Genomic DNA, 16751 nt, shown 5'->3' with positions numbered 1-16751 from the left:
CGGCAATTTAAGCATGCCTACCGGCCGCGGCCCGTCATTTGGGCTATTGCCCGTCATTGCGAATATTGCTTGAGATAGGCGATGAGATCGGTGATCTCCTTGTCGTCCTTCACGCCGACAAAGGCCATCTTCGTGCCCTTCACCTTCGCTTTCGGATTGTGCAGATAATCGCGCAGCACCGTCTCGTCCCAGACGAGACCGCCTTCGCCGGCGGCCTTCATCGCGGCTGAATAGGCGAAATCGGGATGCGTCCCGGCCTTCCTGCCGAACAGCTTGTTCAGCGACGGACCGACCTTGTTGGTATCGGACTCGACGACATGACAGGTTGCGCATTTCTTGAAAACAGTGGCGCCCGCCGTCGCATCACCCTCCTGCGCCCCGGCATAACCGGGGAAAAGGGCACTCGCGGTTGCACCAATCAGCAGAACAACACGGTAATCCATGGCAAACCTCATCCTCCTCAAGGTCGCCAGCCACTCACACCGTCCACTATCTCTCGCGTGTGAGTGGTGGTTGTTATGGCCCGAAGCTTAGTCCTTCGCGGATGCAAGTCAATCGCTTCGACAGTTGGGGTCGGCTGAACGCATCTGAGATCCGGTGAACCCGACGCTGGTAATGGCCGCTACATTCCGATCGAAAGCGCCTCCCGCACCGCCAGTTCGGCCATGGCAAGCGCCGCCTCGCGGGTCCTGGCGGCCGCGATGAAGCGGCCGTTGTGGCAGAAGCTCGCGCCCTCTATGCCGCAAACCGCTTCCAGCTCTCCATTGGTAAGACCGGCCCAGGCTGCCGGCAGATCGGCCCGGAGCTCGAACCCTTCCTCGGCGCGGCGGATACCGGTCACACACCAATCTTTTTCACGCGGGTGGACGACGAACAGCAGGTGATCGGCGCCCGCCTTGACGATGGCCGGACGGAAGGGCATGCCCCTCGGCAATTCCAGAACACGCCCCTGCCCCGCAGCCTGGATTGCCTGATGCACGATCGTCTCGGCTCGTAGTTTTGCAGCACTTTGGCCGATCCTGGCCTCGACGAAACTGCGAGCAATGGCAAGCGCCGCATGGAAAGCGCGATCGTCGGCCTCGGGCTCCGCTTCATCGAAAACCGGTTTCAGCGTCTCCAGCAGCACCGGCAGCGTCAGTCCCGCCAGTGGCCCCGAGGGACTGAGCGCGCCGTTGTCGGTCAGGTCGATCGGCAGCACGAAGCCGGCGTCGAAGGAAGCATGCACCGTCTCGACATCTGCCTCTGGAAGACCGGAGGCAGCGAGATAATCCCTGCCGAAATGCTTCCAGATCAGGCCGAACGAGCTGTAGGGCTGGCCATCTTCGCGCAGCGGCGCGCCGCGCTGATGGTGATCGAATATCCGGGCAGCAGGGTCATAGGTTCCGCCGACATCGTAGATGATGCGGTCTTGACCCGGCGTGATCCAATCCAGCGCCCGGCTGCGGACGATCCGCGCCTGCGGGAAAAGCCCGGTCAGGATGACGCTTGACAGCAATTCGTCGGCATGGAAGCCACCGGAATGAGTGACGAGGAAATCGGGGATCATGAGAGCTTACGCCTTGTCGTTCGCGGAGGTCCGCTTGCGGGTCGGCACCAGATAGCCGTTGCCGGCTGCTATCTCAACCCGTCCGTCACGCATTTCGCTCAGCGCCTGTCGATCGTCGCTTGTTTGTCGTCGCCGAACTTTGCGAGTGACAGACGCCGGTGGCTGCACGTCTCGTCACGCTCTGGATCGACGTTGCCGCCCTCGCAAAACTGCCTATCCTGCGACCATCAGAAGTGGCTAGCGAAATTTGCAAAATCGGAAAGAGGCAGCGCTTGGAAATTCCTCCGCACTTTCATGTTGTCGAGACGGCTGGATGGCTTGTGAACCACCGTATGAACTCCGCTCTCCCCGGCTATCTCATGATCGGTTCCAAGACCGACACGACCGACCTGTCGGATTTGTCCGTAAACGCCTTGGCCGAATTCGGCCCCTTGCTCGCAAGGGCTCAGAGCGCATTGAAGCAGGAATTGAACGCTCAGCGCGTCTATATCGGCCGATACGGGCACACGCCCGGTTATCCGATCCATTTCCATGTGATCCCGATCTATGACTGGGTGGAGGAATTATTCTGGAAGGACGCCCGCTATCGCCTGCTGGCGAATTTCGCAGAGGGACCGGGGGAAACCGCAACGGATGGCGCGGAACTGACGCTGTTTGTCTGGCGTGAGTTCTGCGAACGCGCAATACCGCCGCCCATCACCGGGCCATCGGTCTCAGAGGCCATCCAGTTGTTGCGGGACACAATGGTGTTTCCGGCGCTTTAGGTTTTTGCGCTCAGACGCGACATGCACGAAGAACGTGGCTAAGACAGCGCCGGTTCCGGCTGTCCTGCGACGAGCGCACGAGCGGCTGCTGCGCCGGCATGCAGGCAGATGAGCCCGATCGCGGCCAGAGAATTGATCAGCAGGACATCAGCCACGACCGGCGCCGAAAACGCGCCCTCGCCTGACGGAAGCACCGCCGTTGCGGCAAAGAGCACGCCTTCATAGGCAACGAAGCCGGCGATGAAGGCGCCGGCCATGGTGACGGTAAGGCCGGCAGCGAGACGAAGTACCCCAAGCGCTGCGGCCAGCGATGCCAATGCCGCAACACCGATCGCAAGGCCCCAGGCATAACTGTCCCAGGTCTGGGGATAGCCGAGCACGAGATATCCTACCATCTGGTTGGCGAACCAGGCCAGCAGTACCGCGGTCACCGCCATCCGCCGGGGAAGAATGACGGCCGACACCGCCGCCAGGGCTACGAAGGGTGTGACGCAGGCAAAAAGCAGGCTGAGCGCAACGCTCGCACCTGAAATGAGGACGACCCAGGCAACAGCGAAGCCGGGGACGACAGGGCGCAGGGGAAACTGATTTCGTTCGAGCATCTCGAAACTCCGTTCGGCCGGGCGCACGCGCCCTGCGAAATCATACGCCAGTCCAGAAAAAAGGCCAGTGAGGTCACAGCGCCCCTTTAGGTCGAAATCCCCGGGCGTTCCTCAATCGATGACGTACTGGATATGATGGCGGCCATGCACGGCCGATTTCTGGACATGGGCGCGAACGCCGAAGACCCGGCCGATCATATCCTCCGTCAGCACATCCTCCGGCGCGCCGGAGGCGACGACCTCGCCCTTCTCGAGCACCGCCAGGCTGTCGCAAAACATCGCCGCCAGATTGAGATCATGCAGCGCGACGACAGAGGTGATGCCGAGTTTCGAGATCAGCGAGAGAATGTCGAGCTGATGCTGGATGTCGAGATGGTTGGTCGGCTCGTCGAGCAGCAATTCGCTCGGCGCCTGCGCCAGGGATCGCGCAATATGGACGCGCTGGCGTTCGCCGCCCGACAGCGTCTGCCAGAGCTGGCCCGCCCTCTCTCGCATGCCTACCCGCAACAGGGCCTCTTCGACGGCGGCATCATCCGCGGCGCCCCAGGACGACAGCAGCCCGCGATGCGGCGTGCGGCCAAGCCGCACGACATCTCGTACTGTCAGTTGCGTATCGGTCGCCGACTGCTGCTCGACGAAGGCGACACGGCGCGCAAGGTCTGCGCGCGACAGCGAGGAAATGTCGTCTTCCCCAAGCCTGATGACGCCGCTGCGAGCTTTGCGCAGGCGGCAGATCAATCTGAGCAGGCTCGATTTTCCGGAGCCGTTCGGCCCGAGCAGGCCGAGCACCTTGCCCTTTTCCACGGCCAGGCTGACGCCGTTGACGATGACAGTGTCGCCGGCGGCAAAACTCACCTTGTCGATCCGGATGCTCATGCGCTTCTCCGCACGCGATAGAGAATGACGGCGAAGGCCGGTGCGCCGAACAGCGCGGTGACGACGCCGATCGGCAGGATCTGCTGCGGTATGATGATGCGCGAAACGATATCGGCGCCGACCACGAAGATCGCGCCGCCGAGCGCCGTTGCCGGCAGCAGTCGCCCATGCGACGGCCCGACGAGGAAGCGGGCGGCATGAGGAATGACGAGGCCGACAAAACCGATCGATCCGACCATGCTGACGACGCTTGCCGTCATCGCCGCGGTCGTGCCGAAGAGCACGATCTGGACGCGGCGCACGGAAATGCCGAGCGAGGCTGCCGCATCGGTGCCGAAGGCGAAGGCATCGAGCGCCCGCACATGAGCCATGCAGATGATGAAGCCAATCAGCGCGATCGGCACCGAGAGATAGACATCGGGCCAGCGCACCCCGCTGAGCGAACCGAGAAGCCAGAACAGGATGCCGCGCGCCTGCTCGGCATTCGCCGATGTTGTCACCACGTAGGAGGTCAGCGCATTGAAGAGCTGCGACCCGGCGACGCCGCAAAGAATGATGCGCTCACCGGTTCCCCCGACCCCCGTCGCCAGGAAGCCGACCAGCAGGAAAGCGATGACCGCGCCGATAAAGGCGCCGCTCGAGAGACCAAGAACGCCATAACCGAAGCCGAGGATCGTCACGCAGACGGCGCCGGTCGAGGCGCCGGCGGAGATGCCGAGCACATAGGGTTCGGCCAGCGGATTGCGCAGCAGCGCCTGGAGGATCGCCCCGCAAAGCGACAGCGACGCGCCGGCGCTTGCGGCAACCAGCGCCCGGCTCAGACGATAATCCCAGACGATGCCCTGGTGGATGCGGCTGAGTTCGAAATCCGTTCCGAACAGCCGGTTCAAGACGGCCTCTGCCGTCGTCGCAAGCGGGATGGCGATCTCGCCGATGGAAACGGCAAGGCTGACCATCAGCCCGAGAAGCAGAAACGCTGCAATGGTGAGCGCTACCGGCGCCCACCATCCCTGTTTCCTGGCGGAGATCGCGCTCACTGCGAAAGGCCGAAAGACTTGATGCCGTTCGCCAATGTCTCGATGCCGTCGATCGTCCGGATCGTCGGGTTCATCGACTGCGCGTCCATCATCACGAAGTGCTTGTTCCTGACGGCATCCAATTCCCTTGTGACCGGGTCGTTCTCGAGGAAGTCGACCTTGACCTTGGGATCGTCGGCCGCGTAGCGGCGGCGATCCATCGTCGCGATGACGATGACTTGAGGGTTTGCCTGGGCGATGGTTTCCCAGCCGACCAGCGGCCATTCCTCTTCCGTCGTCACGACGTTCCTCGCACCGATCGTCTTCAGGATATAGGCCGGTGCGCTGTTCTTGCCGGCAATAAAGGCGTCGCCGTTGACGTCCTTGCTGGAGAACCAGAAGACCACCGGCAGGTTCTTGCCCGATGCGCCTGAAATCGACGCCACGGCATCGGCCTCGCGCTTCTGCAGCTGCGCGATCAATGCATCGCCGCGCTCCTTGACGTCGAAGATCTCAGAGAGTTCGGCAATTTCCTGGTAGATCAGGTCCATCGTGAACAGCTCCTTGCGCACGCCGTCACCGCCGTCGGTGTTGACCTTGGCGACGCAATCGGCCGGCGCGAGATAGGTATTGATCCCGAGGTCGGCGAACTGCTCGCGTTTGCCGACCGAGCCCTGCGCGCCGACATGCCATTCGAACTCGGCCGCCACCAGATCAGGCTCCTGCCCGACGACGGATTCGAAGCTCGGATCGTTGTCGGCAAGCCGCTTGATCTTGCTGTTGGCCTCGGCATATTGCGGCAGGACGGGACCGACCCAGACGGCCGTACCCGTGATCTTGTCGGCAAGGCCGAGCGAAAAGAGGACTTCGGTCATGCCCTGGCCGATCGAGACGATCTTTGCCGGTGCCTTCTGGAAGGTCACCGGCTGGCCGCAATTGGTGATGGTCAGCGGATATTGGGTTGCGGCAAGGCTTGGTGCCGCAAGGCCTGCGAGCCCGAAGGCAAATGTCATGGTGGCGAGAATTTGGCGCATGGAAAACCTCGATGAAGGGAAAAGAGGGGCAGAAATCACGCTTACGCGTAGATTACGCCGCAGGAGGCCCAATCGAGACGGATGCATGCCGATATGAGGCAAAGGTTCAGAAGGTCAATCATGTCTGTTCCTTGTCCGGGCATCCCCGCCCGGTTGATTGGATCGTGATTGACGGCAGGTCTCCTGGCTTGCGGATATACGCCGTTTCAACCGCCTTCCCGCACGCTATGCGCAGTGGCTGGGCCAAGGCCCCTGGGGATGGACGCTGAAGCGCTCGCCCCGGGATGATGGACAATCCGCTTACAGTTGCGGGGGCAGCCACGGTCTCGGTCCCTACTGGGTCGTCCTCACCGTGTTCCCTATTAATCCCCTTGGAGTCATCTTCAGGGAACCGTCGCCCCCAGTTACGTCGCCTGCCCGGGCGGCGTCAATGACTATTGCGGGGGAGTTGAGAAATGGAGAGGGAACGTGGGAGCGCTGTCTGTCGTGGCTCGCGGCATCCGCCAACGTCCCTCATGCTGCGATGCGCAGCCTGCGAGTGCGATGCCTCGAAGCACGCGCCGCAACGCTGCGCCTTGCTACAACGCATCCAGCGGGATCTTCAGATAGCGCCGGCCATTATCCTCCGGCTCGGGCAGCCGTCCGCCGCGGATGTTGACCTGTAGCGCGTGTAGCATCAGCTTCGGTTTCGGCAGCGTTCGGTCGCGTGCCTGGCGCAGCGCCACGAAGCCGGCCTCGTCGATGCCTGATATATGCGGATTGGCGCGCTTCTGGGCGGCCACCGTGCTTTCCCAGCGCGGGTGACGGCCCCCGGGCTGATAGTCGTGGCCGGAAAACAGCCTGATGTCCTCGGGCAGCGACAGGATCGCCTGGATCGAGTGCCAGAGGGCGCTGGCGCTGCCGCCGGGGAAATCCGTGCGCGCCGTGCCGGAATCCGGCGTGAACACGGTGTCATGAACGAAGGCGGCGTCACCGATCACATAGGTCACCGAGGCAAGCGTGTGGCCGGGCGAGAACATCACGCGGGCTTCAAGCCCGCCGATCTCGAAAGTGTCGCCATCGCCAAACAGCCGATCCCATTGCGAGCCGTCGGCTTCGAACTTCGGCCAGTTGTAGATCTCCTTCCAGAGCCGCTGGACGTCGGTGACATGGGCGCCGATCGCCGTCGGCGCGCCGGTCTTTCCTTTGAGGTAATGCGCGGCGGAGAAATGATCGGCATGTGGATGCGTGTCGAGGATCCACTCGACCGCCAGCCCCTCGCTTTCGATATGCGCGAGGATGGCATCGGCATTGGCCGTTCCCGTCGCACCCGACATCTCGTCGAAATCAAGCACCGGGTCGATGACGGCGCAGCGTTTCGTCGCCGGGTCTGAAACGACGTATTGCACACTGCTGGTGCGGGGTTCGAAGAAGGCCTTCACATCAGCCGCCTGCCCCGTCCGTTTTTCCAGCCAGCGGCGCGCGCCGGCAAGATCGAAGCCCAGATTTTGACCGAACGCCTCGACATCCCCGGGCTTCATCCGCCCGTCCAGCACTTCGCCGAGCGCATAGAGCGTCAGCGCCCGCGTGCCGCTCTTGCAATGGGCAACGATCGGTCCCTTCGCTTGCGTCATCGCGGCCTGGAAGGCGTGAATATCGGCCTCGGTGATCTCGGTCCCCTTCACCGGCACGAAGCTGTAGGCGAGCCCGGCGGCGGCTGCGGAAGCCTTCTCCGCTGCATTGCCGGGTTGCCCCGGCTCCTCCCCATCCGGCCGGTCATTGATGACGGCGGCAAAGCCGTCTGCCGCGAAAGCGGCAAAACCGGCGGCATCGGGCTGCCCCGCCACCGATATCTGTTCATTGACCTTCACGGATGTCATCGAAGCCCCCGCGCTGCCTGCATCATACAGTATCGCATGTATATCGATACAATCTCATAAGTATATTGTTGAGCGCAAGGATGCGCGCTCTACCATGCTGCAAGCCTCACGTCCTATAGTGCCGGCGCGGAGAAATATTTGCGCGGCACCTTCTCTGTAAAGCGATGCATCTCCTGTTCGACAGCGAGCGCCCTGTCCTTCACGATGCCAATCTCTTTTTCCACCATGCCCGCTATCAGCCAGCTGTAGGCGACAGCCATCATGGTCGGGAGAAGGCAAATCCCGGTGACGCCGAGAAAATAGCGAATGCGAATGGCCTCTCCCGCAAAGGCAGAGCACAGTACCAGAAGAACGAAAGCGATGGCGCCGACAACAAGCGCCGCGTAGCTGACAGCCTTATCGTAAGAATACATGTTTTCGCTGTACGGTGCCTGCGAACGACGCTGGTTCCAGATATGAAGGTTCAATTTCTGAGCCTCCACATCCGCCGTCATCCAAGCGCTTGTCTCCTCGCTGCCCGGCAAGATCTTTTCCGGTTTCGGTACCGATCGGTAAAGCGCCAGAGCCCGCGCAATGGTCTCGTCGGTCTGCCTCATGGCGCGATCGTATTGCTTCAAAGCCGGCGTGCGTATCTCGCGAAACGAAAAATACGCCAGATTCAACGCAACGCTGATTTGAAGAACAGACTGCATGTCACCCAGCCGCATCCGCCACTCCGCCCTGATCATGCAATCCCAAATGCACAATCTCACAGGTCCATTGTTTCGTGCAAGCATTGCGGCGGGAGGCTTTCGCAGACATTTCTGCCCAGCCCCAGCTTTTCACAGTCAATCGCGGCGATCACCGACGACGCAGGCTACGCCACCGAAGCCGCCTTCAACCGCGCCTTCTCCCGCGCCTTCGCTACCCCGCCGGCCGCCTGGCGGGTGATCGCTCGGGAATGGCGTGTGAGGCGCCTGGCATCGAGTCGACAGCATTCACTCGGTCGGCAAAGGTTTCCCGCTGCGATGGGTTGCGGCTGAGCCGCGCCACGCAGAGTCTGGCCGTTGGCACGCCGCAGAACATTCCGGTGACACAAGCCGCGTCCTCTCTCCGCCCTCATCCTGAGGTGTCCCGCAGGGGCCTCGAAGGACGAGGGTGGCCATCGACTGCCGGATCCGGTTTCGCACCCTGATTGACTCCTCAGAAAAATCCAATATTCATTCAAGCAAAAGTTGAGGATTTATAGTGAAAAGCATTTTTTCATACTTGATACTGGCAATCGCAGCAATTTCACTTTCGAGCTGCACCACAACCTCCGACAGCTTCAGGCAAAAGTCCAAATCGATAACAGCGCTCAGTGGTGAAAAGACGAAGATAGGCCAGACCTGGCATATCAATGACGATTGCAGCCACGCCGATTATCCGGCCACGCATATCGTGGAACAGCCCAAGCATGGCCGTCTCCAGATTGTCCACGAACCGGTATTTCCCGGCGCAACCGGAAAGCTGGCGAAATGCCGGACGGTTAAGGTTGGAGGCGTGGTTGGATATTATACACCGGAGCCAGGCTACATCGGCAGTGACAGGTTCGTTCTGAGATCGCCCTACGGGTACGGGAAGATCCAGGAGACCGTGATGAACGTAAGCGTCATCAAATAGCCGGCCCGAGCGCTGAAAACCTCTCCCTAAAGCCGGAGGCCTGATGGCTCGATGTCAGTCGCAGAATCCACAGCTGCGACTGACATTTCAAACCGTGTTCCAAAGTCGCTAGACGCGACTCTCTCCGCCAACATCGGCTGACGCGGCAAACAGCGCGTCGCCAACCTCGCCGGGCAGCAACATATTATGATACGCCCTGCCCGCCCCAGTCGTCGGCAGGCGCGGCGAATTCGGCGACGCGGCAGTCGAACAGAACAGGCCTGTTCACCTCGATCATCTCCGTAATCGCATCGTCGAGTTCGGCCGGCCTCTCGCAGCGAATGCCCTGTCCGCCATAGGCTTCCGCAAGTTTTACGAAATCCGGGTTTCCGTGCTGCCGTTGCGTTAACTGATCGCCGCCGTTGAGAATGAAGATCTTGATCGGCGCCTTGTGCTGCACGGCGGCCGACATTTCCTTCATCGTCGTCTGCACCGAGGCATCGCCCGCTATGTCGATGACGAGGCTGTCGGGATTGGCGATCTGCACGCCGAGGGCGGCGGGCAGCCCGTATCCCATCGTCCCCAGGCCACCTGATGTCATCCAGCGGTTCGGCTGCTCGAAGCGATAATATTGCGCCGCCCATATCTGATGCCGGCCGACCTCCGTCGTGATGTAGGTTTCCCGATCCTTGGTCAGTTCATAAAGCCGCTCGATGGCATATTGCGGCATGATGACGTCCTCGCGCATCGCGTAGGAAAACGATCGCCGTGCCAGCCAGCCCGCGATCGCGTTCCGCCATTCGGTCAGTCTCGCCCGGTCCGGTGCCCGCGGCAGCGCCCGCCACACACGAACGAGGTCGGCAAGCACCTTGGCGGCATCGCCGCGGATGGCGATATCGGCGCGTACGGTCTTGTTGAGCGAGGAAGCATCGATATCGATATGAATCCTCCGGGCACTCGGTGACAAACCATCGACGCTGGAGGTGAGCCCACCGTCGAAACGCGCCCCGATGCAGAGTATGAGGTCGCAGTCTTGCATCGCCATGTTGGCCTCATAGGAGCCATGAAGCCCGGTCATCTTCAGCCAGTTCGGGCTGGAAGCGGGATAAGCGCCGAGCCCCATCAGCGTCGACGTGACGGGAAAGCCGCAGAGATCGACCAGCTCGCGCAGCAGTCTTACCGCTTCAGGGCCGGAATTGATGACGCCGCCGCCCACGCAGATGACCGGCCGGCACGCCGTTGCCATAAGAGCGATCGCAGCCTCGATCTCCCCGATCTCGCCGCGACGGTCCGGCTGGTGGCTCGTTCTCGGGGCGACGACCTCCGGCGGCTTGTAGCTGCCGCTCGCAAACAGCACGTCCTTGGGCATGTCGACCAGAACGGGGCCGGGCCGGCCGGATCTGGCGATGCGAAAGGCCTCGTGGATGGTGGCTGCAAGGTCATTGACGTCGCCGACCAGCCGATTGTGTTTCGTGCAGGCTCGGGTGATGCCGACGGTATCGCATTCCTGAAACGCATCGGAGCCGATCAGCGCCGTCGGCACCTGGCCGGACAGGCAGACCAGCGGCACGGAATCCATCAAGGCATCCTGCAGCGGCGTGATCGCGTTGGTGACGCCGGGACCCGATGTAACCAGCATGACGCCGACCTTGCCCGTCGAGCGTGCATAACCCTCGGCGGCATGGCCGGCGCCCTGCTCATGGCGAACCAGAATGTGCCTGATGTCTTCCTGCTGGAAAAGCTCGTCATAAATCGGCAGCACGGCAGCGCCGGGATAGCCGAAAATGTGCTGGACGCCGTTGTCTCTCAGCGCCTGGAGAACGATTTCCGCGCCGGTCATCTGCGCGCGCGGGATGTCGATGGAATGACGGGATCTCATGGTTCCGTTCCTTGATCAGTGTAATGATGTGTGGAAGTCCGACGAGGCGCCCGCCCGGATTCAGGGCATAAAAAAAGGCCCCGTCAGGAGCCTGCTTACCGCGCATGGGAGCTTTCGCCGGATGGTTACACCACCCTGCCCATGCGCCCGATCACCACTGCCAGAACCATTGCCATTTTCATGGGCAGCATAGCTAGAGGTAAATCGGCGCACCGTCAATGCTTCCGGAGGGGACGAAGCCGCCCGCGCGAGAATGCGGGCGGTCGCACCGTCGTATTTCATTCTGGTTATGCCAGAATGCTCAAGCTTAGTCCTGGCCTTGCAGGCGGTCCATCACCTGGAGCAGCAGGTCGGCGCAGGCTTTCATCGGTTCGTCTTCGGCGCATTTCAGATCAATCCTGGTGTCCCCGTCCTCGATCCGGAAATGGGCGGCCTTCGACGGCGGCGGCAGCAACGGCCGATGACCGCGGAAACCACGGAAGCCCCTGTCGCCACGGAAACCCCTGTCGTCGTGGAAGCCCATATCGCCCCTCGATCCATGCCACCGGTAATCGGGGCGATCTCTTGGCCGCGCATCCGGCTCGCTTGTCATCGGCTCGTCATCACCGGAAGCAGACGGATTCGGTGGTGGAGGCGTCGGCGGCGGTGGCGAGCCCGTATCGGCCGCTGCGGGCGGTGTCCCCGTGGCTGGCGGAGCAGGCGGTTGTTGCGCGAAGGCTGTGCCGGCCAATGCCGCAAGAGCAAGGCCTGAAAGGAGAAGTTTTTGCATGGGGATCGTTCCTTTGCCGGAAAAAGAAGCCTGTCTGTAAACACCGCAGCGCGGCTTTGGTTCATGCCTTGTGGGCCAGTGAGCGAAATCAGCAAAGGCCATGGCCGCGATCGATGAAGACGACGTACACAGGAGTGTCGCCCCGAGACGTCTTTCGCCTCGCCTCCGCCTTGTTGGGCGGCTATCCTAGGCGTCGATTCGCTAGGCACGACGAGGGCGTGGCGTGAAAGAACATCAAGGAGAGTGCGATGACGGACGCCAAGAGCGGCATTTCGGGACTGCGGCCGCATATTACTGTAATCGGCGTCGGCGGTGGTGGGGGCAATGCGATCAACAATATGATCGCGGAAAAGCTGGCGGGCGTTGAATTCATCGCCGCAAATACGGACGCCCAGGTCCTCGCCACATCAAAGGCGACGCGGCGCATTCAACTCGGTGCAAACGTGACGGAGGGTCTCGGCGCCGGTTCGCTCCCCGAGATCGGCCATGCGGCTGCCGAGGAGTCGATCGATGAGATCATGGATCATCTGGCGGGATCGCATATGTGTTTCGTCACCGCCGGCATGGGCGGCGGGACGGGCACCGGTGCTGCCCCAGTCATCGCCCGCGCCGCGCGTGCGGCCGGCATCCTGACCGTCGGCGTCGTCACCAAGCCCTTCACCTTCGAGGGCAATCGCCGCATGCGGACGGCGGAAGTCGGCATCGAGGCGCTTCGCCAGGCAGCCGACACGGTCATCGTCATTCCCAATCAAAACCTCTTCCGCATTGCCGACGCGAAAACCACTTTCGCCGATGCGTTCATGACCGCCGACCGTGTGCTCTATGCCGGCGTCGGCTGCATTACCGATCTCATCGTCAAGGAAGGCCTGATCAACCTCGATTTTGCCGACGTGAAGTCGGTCATGCAAGGTATGGGCCGCGCCATGATGGGCACGGGCGAAGCCTCCGGCGAGAGCCGCGCGATGAAGGCGGCGGAAGCCGCAATTGCCAACCCCCTTCTCGACGATATCTCGATGAAGGGCGCCAGGGGAGTGCTGATCTCGATCTCGGGCGGTTCGGATATGACGCTGTTCGAAGTCGACGAAGCGGCCAGCCGCATTCGCGACGAGGTACAGGACGATGCCGACATCGTCGTCGGCGCCATCTTCGACCGCAGCCTTGACGGCAAGTTCCGAGTCTCGGTGGTGGCAACGGGACTGGAAGGCGGCGGCGTGCCCGCATCCGCTCCTCACGCCCCCGCCGCGCAGATCCAGACACGTACGCTGCAATAGCATCGCCGCCCACGTTAGCAGCCTGCTCACGGCGGAGCTGCCCCATAAAAGTTGCCCCGCCATATGGAAAACGGGCGGGGCAATATCGGGGTTCGGCCAGAATACTTGCCGGATCGGACGTGCGCGACGCTGCGGCAATTCCCGTCCTGCCCGTGGGTGGTAACGGGCCGGCGCGCCACAGCCCATCCGCCTCATGCATCCGCCGTCGCTTTTCCTTATTGTCGATGCTTTCTGATTGGGGATCCGCCGATCACCGGCGCAACGGGTCTACCGCCTGTTTGTCGCGTTGCCGATCGCGCGCTCCGTAAATTCACGTAAAGTATAAACCGCACCAGAAATTCCGCCAACCCCGTAATAAACACTACCCCATATCAACAAGCTCAAAATAAAAGCCGCGATAAGAACTCGGATAGCCACGGAACACTTCTTTCCAACACGCCTTAATTTATTCAATATTAGAAATATATACTTACATAAGTTGACAAGGTCAAATACAATTATTCAACCCGCAATCCTTCGGCAGGGCGATGTTAGGACGAGCATCGCGCGCCTGTGGCAGCACGTGATCAATGCCCACCCACCTCTTAGTCGCTAACGGTAAAGCCCCATGAAGAGGGATCGATCAATTCCGCCGGCGGGATCATCTCCTTGAGATCGACCGGACGGCGCTTGATCTCGATCGCGGTATAATTGTCACCCCGGCTCAAATATTGTGAGCGTTGATGCACACCATCACTGCAGATTTGTCCGGATTGCGGCGGTGGATTGGCCCATCATGGGGATAATCAAATTCCCTCACTCACCCCAGCAACCCATTGATCTTCTGCGTATCCTCAGCCGTCGCGGGGTTGTACACCACCATGCTGAGGTCCGGCCGGCCGTCCACCTGAAAGGCCGAATACTCAAAGGAGAGGAGCCCGAGGACCGGGTGTTTGATGTGTTTGGCGCCCTCGCCGTGGGTGCGCACGTCGTTGTCGCGCCACATCGCCAGGAATTCCGGGCTCTTGCGGCAGAGTTCCTCGACCAGCGGCTCAACCTCGGCAGCGGCACCCGCACGCGCCGCGTCGACCCGGAAGGCGGCGACGACGAAGCGGGCGACACTTTCCCAGTCGTACTGGGCGGCGCGCACGCGCGGATCGAGGAAGATGAAGCGCAGCACGTTGCGCTCTTGCGGAGGCAGCGCGCCGTAATCGGTCAGCAGCACGGTCGCCGCCCGGTTCCAGGCGACTACATCCCAGATCGCGGTGCGGATCAGCGCCGGGCTCGGATCCAGCGCATCGAGCACGCCTTGTAGGCGCGGCGTCACGCCCTCTTCTTTGCGGTAGCGCACCTCGGGCGGCCGGCCGAGGCCGATGAGGAAGAGATGCTCGCGCTCGACATCTGTCAGCATCAGGGCGCGCGAAATCCGGTCGAGCACATCGGCCGACGGCGCCCCGCCGCGTCCCTGCTCCAGCCAGGTGTACCAAGTCGGGCTGATATTTGCGCGGCTCGCCACCTCCTCGCGGCGCAAGCCAGGCGTGCGCCGTCTCTCTGCCGCAAAACCGAAGGCGGCGGGATCGAGCTTGGCGCGGCGGTCCTTGAGATAGCTGCCGAGAAGATTGTCGGTGGCGACGAATTCGCCCATCCTATTAGCCTTTATACCATGATAATGTCACCACTTTACCATGATACCCTAAGCCTCGATATGTGTCATCCTGTCGAAACCGGAGATTTGCATATGCGTGTATTTGTAACCGGAGCCACCGGCTGGGTCGGCTCGGCTGTCGTCAGCGAGCTGATCGCGGCCGGCCATCAGGTGTTAGGCCTTACCCGATCGGAAAAGGGCGCTGAAGAGCTCAGGGCCGCCGGCGCCGAGGTCCACCGTGGCACGCTTGAGGATAGGGAAAGCCTGAAGCGCGGTGCCGCCGAGGCCGACGGCGTCATCCATACCGGCTTCAACCATGACTTCTCAAAATTCGCTGAGAATTGCGCCCTTGACCGGCGCGCGATCGAGGCGCTCGGCGAAGCCCTGAATGGCTCCGGCCGGCCGCTGCTGGTGACGGCAGGCCTTGGCCATGCGCCGGGTCGCGTCGGCACCGAGAACGACCCGCCCATGCCGACCACCGAGACCTATCCGCGGGCCTCCGAAATCACCGCGGTATTGCTCGCCGCACGCGGCGTGCGCGCGTCCACCGTGCGGCTGCCGCCTTCGGTGCATGGCCGCGGCGATCACGGCTTCGTGCCGATCCTGATCGACACCGCCCGGCGAAAGGGTGTCTCGGCCTGCATAGGCGAAGGACTGAACCGCTGGCCTGCCGTGCACAGGTTGGATGCTGCTAGGGTCTATCGCCTGGCGCTGGAGCATGGCGTCGAAGCCGGCCCCTTCCTTGCAGTTGCCGAAGAGGGCGTGCCGTTCAGGCAGATTGCCGAGGTGATCGGCCGGCGACTGAATGTGCCTGTCGTTTCACTTTCACCGGAAGAGGCGGCCGAGCATTTCGGTTGGTTTGCGATGTTTGCCGGCTTCGACGTCCCGACCTCGAGCGCTCACACCCGCGCGCTGATCGGTTGGCAGCCGGAGCAGCCTGGCCTCCTCGCCGATATCGATCACCCGGCCTATTTCGGCGACTGAGGGATGTAAAACAAAGACTAGCCGCGTTGCATGAATCGAATTCTGTATGCGATGTGGTTAGCGCATCCGGCCTTCGTTCATATCGGCGGGATCGTAATTGATGTCCCAATCCTTGCCCGACTTCTTCTTGCCGGGCGGGTTCTTGTGCACCGTCGCATCTTCCGAGCCGGTGATGACAGTTGGCTTGGCGCTGGCAACACCCGTGCTTTTCCGGTCGGCCCGAGATTTTGCGAACTGGCCGGCCGCGTCTTTTTCGGGATTGGCCATCTCATTCACCCTTCTGCTTCAGCGCGTCGCCGAGGTCCTTGGTCTCGGGATCGCGGTTGTTTTCGCCATGCGCGTCGCGATCGCGGTCCGGATCGTCTTTGGCTTTCAGATAGCCGCGCGGGGTGTTTTCCTTCGGGCCTTCCCATCGGGGAGACTGATCTGTGGTGCCGGGAGCGCCATCCTTGGGGGTTGTCATGCCCATCGTCGTTTCTCCTTGGTTGAGTAGGAAAAACCGGGAAGCGCGCCAAGTGTTCCCGCACAAAATTTGGAACAGTGTCGTCCCCCACTGGTTCTCTCGAGGTCGCAACCTCAAACAGGGAGCCGAAAGATGAGCAAGACCAACGTCCGTGAACTCCAGAAACGCGCCGAACAGCAGGTTAAGAACACCAGCGCCGGCGGCCACCTTGGCGGTACCTATTTCGGCCAACAGCCGGACGGCAAAACCACCTCGGACAGCAGAAACGACAGCGCCAAGGCGCGGCCGAACGACGGGAGCAATTGAGGGCGCATGCTGCTGGTTCCTGACATTCTAAAGACCACCGAGGAGCCATGCTAGGAGAGCCTTCCACCCACGGATTCCTGTGCCCGCCACAGGAATCCGGGCACGGCGCGTTCGCGCGGTAAACAGCCAAATGCACGC

Annotated in this window: 18 protein-coding genes, 2 pseudogenes and 1 riboswitch; of the genes and pseudogenes, 6 read left to right on the top strand and 14 right to left on the bottom strand. The window is 61.8% G+C overall.

The annotated features are described in order from the left end of the window. Window positions 1–53 precede the first annotated feature (53 nt). Both FFM81_RS08095 and FFM81_RS08090 read right to left on the bottom strand, forming a co-directional pair. Complete coding sequence (locus FFM81_RS08095) at window positions 54–443, bottom strand: c-type cytochrome (protein WP_003564516.1); 390 nt, start codon at window positions 441–443, stop codon at window positions 54–56. Window positions 444–622: 179 nt separating this feature from the next. Next, a complete protein-coding gene (locus FFM81_RS08090) occupies window positions 623–1546 on the bottom strand; it encodes an MYG1 family protein (RefSeq protein WP_138384118.1) in 924 nt (307 codons plus the stop codon). A gap of 272 nt (window positions 1547–1818) precedes the next feature. Here FFM81_RS08090 and FFM81_RS08085 point away from each other — a divergent pair, with 272 nt between their 5' ends. Beyond that, window positions 1819–2310, top strand: a complete 492-nt coding sequence (locus tag FFM81_RS08085; protein WP_025416492.1) for an HIT family protein — start codon at window positions 1819–1821, stop codon at window positions 2308–2310. Window positions 2311–2348: 38 nt separating this feature from the next. Here FFM81_RS08085 and FFM81_RS08080 read toward each other — a convergent pair whose 3' ends face one another. From FFM81_RS08080 to FFM81_RS08055, 6 genes are all read right to left on the bottom strand, one after another. After that, complete coding sequence (locus tag FFM81_RS08080) at window positions 2349–2912, bottom strand: hypothetical protein (protein ID WP_025416493.1); 564 nt, start codon at window positions 2910–2912, stop codon at window positions 2349–2351. Between the two features lie 111 nt (window positions 2913–3023). After that, entirely contained in the window at window positions 3024–3788 is a 765-nt protein-coding gene (locus FFM81_RS08075) for an ABC transporter ATP-binding protein (protein WP_025416494.1), read from the bottom strand. Then, a complete protein-coding gene (locus tag FFM81_RS08070; RefSeq protein WP_138384117.1) occupies window positions 3785–4825 on the bottom strand; it encodes a FecCD family ABC transporter permease in 1041 nt (346 codons plus the stop codon). The genes FFM81_RS08075 and FFM81_RS08070 overlap by 4 nt, the downstream gene beginning before the upstream one ends. Further along, window positions 4822–5838 (bottom strand): ABC transporter substrate-binding protein, encoded by a 1017-nt coding sequence (locus FFM81_RS08065; protein ID WP_138384116.1) that lies wholly within the window; start codon window positions 5836–5838, stop codon window positions 4822–4824. Before FFM81_RS08065 ends, FFM81_RS08070 begins: the two co-directional genes overlap by 4 nt. 156 nt (window positions 5839–5994) lie before the next feature. Further along, window positions 5995–6249: riboswitch (cobalamin riboswitch) on the bottom strand. A gap of 167 nt (window positions 6250–6416) precedes the next feature. After that, the gene (gene blh, locus FFM81_RS08060) at window positions 6417–7697 is read right to left on the bottom strand and encodes a bifunctional sulfur transferase/dioxygenase Blh (RefSeq protein WP_138384115.1); all 1281 of its coding nucleotides are present in this window, start codon (window positions 7695–7697) and stop codon (window positions 6417–6419) included. 113 nt (window positions 7698–7810) lie between these two features. Further along, window positions 7811–8404, bottom strand: a complete 594-nt coding sequence (locus FFM81_RS08055) for a hypothetical protein (protein WP_138384114.1) — start codon at window positions 8402–8404, stop codon at window positions 7811–7813. 117 nt (window positions 8405–8521) lie between these two features. Here FFM81_RS08055 and FFM81_RS32650 point away from each other — a divergent pair. Next, window positions 8522–8719: pseudogene (locus FFM81_RS32650) on the top strand (hypothetical protein); the annotation flags it as partial. Between the two features lie 205 nt (window positions 8720–8924). After that, window positions 8925–9338, top strand: coding sequence for a hypothetical protein (locus FFM81_RS08050; RefSeq protein ID WP_003564533.1), 414 nt, complete (start codon window positions 8925–8927; stop codon window positions 9336–9338). A gap of 108 nt (window positions 9339–9446) precedes the next feature. Here the strand turns inward: FFM81_RS08050 and ilvB are convergent. Together ilvB and FFM81_RS08040 are read right to left on the bottom strand one after the other, a co-directional pair. Next, a pseudogene (gene ilvB / locus FFM81_RS08045) lies at window positions 9447–11157 on the bottom strand (biosynthetic-type acetolactate synthase large subunit). 346 nt (window positions 11158–11503) lie between these two features. Beyond that, a complete protein-coding gene (locus FFM81_RS08040) occupies window positions 11504–11965 on the bottom strand; it encodes a hypothetical protein (RefSeq protein WP_138384380.1) in 462 nt (153 codons plus the stop codon). 248 nt (window positions 11966–12213) lie between these two features. Between FFM81_RS08040 and ftsZ the strand changes: the two genes are divergently transcribed. Beyond that, a complete protein-coding gene (gene ftsZ / locus FFM81_RS08035) occupies window positions 12214–13236 on the top strand; it encodes a cell division protein FtsZ (RefSeq protein ID WP_003564537.1) in 1023 nt (340 codons plus the stop codon). Between the two features lie 584 nt (window positions 13237–13820). On the opposite strand, the gene FFM81_RS32550 is transcribed toward ftsZ, so the two are convergent. Next, window positions 13821–13964 carry a hypothetical protein gene (locus tag FFM81_RS32550; protein ID WP_210271234.1) on the bottom strand — a complete coding sequence of 48 codons (144 nt, stop codon included), beginning with the start codon at window positions 13962–13964 and terminating at the stop codon, window positions 13821–13823. Between the two features lie 71 nt (window positions 13965–14035). Then, window positions 14036–14860 carry a helix-turn-helix transcriptional regulator gene (locus FFM81_RS08030; protein WP_003564539.1) on the bottom strand — a complete coding sequence of 275 codons (825 nt, stop codon included), beginning with the start codon at window positions 14858–14860 and terminating at the stop codon, window positions 14036–14038. 93 nt (window positions 14861–14953) lie between these two features. On the opposite strand from FFM81_RS08030, the gene FFM81_RS08025 reads away from it, so the two are divergent. Continuing rightward, window positions 14954–15844, top strand: a complete 891-nt coding sequence (locus FFM81_RS08025) for an SDR family oxidoreductase (protein ID WP_138384113.1) — start codon at window positions 14954–14956, stop codon at window positions 15842–15844. Window positions 15845–15901: 57 nt separating this feature from the next. Here FFM81_RS08025 and FFM81_RS08020 read toward each other — a convergent pair whose 3' ends face one another. Both FFM81_RS08020 and FFM81_RS08015 read right to left on the bottom strand, forming a co-directional pair. Next, window positions 15902–16111, bottom strand: a complete 210-nt coding sequence (locus FFM81_RS08020; RefSeq protein WP_003564542.1) for a hypothetical protein — start codon at window positions 16109–16111, stop codon at window positions 15902–15904. Window position 16112: 1 nt separating this feature from the next. Beyond that, entirely contained in the window at window positions 16113–16313 is a 201-nt protein-coding gene (locus FFM81_RS08015) for a hypothetical protein (protein ID WP_025416503.1), read from the bottom strand. 126 nt (window positions 16314–16439) lie between these two features. On the opposite strand from FFM81_RS08015, the gene FFM81_RS08010 reads away from it, so the two are divergent. Further along, the gene (locus FFM81_RS08010) at window positions 16440–16613 is read left to right on the top strand and encodes a hypothetical protein (RefSeq protein WP_097532814.1); all 174 of its coding nucleotides are present in this window, start codon (window positions 16440–16442) and stop codon (window positions 16611–16613) included. Window positions 16614–16751 lie beyond the last annotated feature (138 nt).

Source organism: Rhizobium hidalgonense, assembly GCF_005862185.2.
Taxonomy (GTDB): Bacteria; Pseudomonadota; Alphaproteobacteria; order Rhizobiales; family Rhizobiaceae; genus Rhizobium; species Rhizobium hidalgonense.
This window is presented reverse-complemented; position numbering and strand designations above follow the sequence as displayed.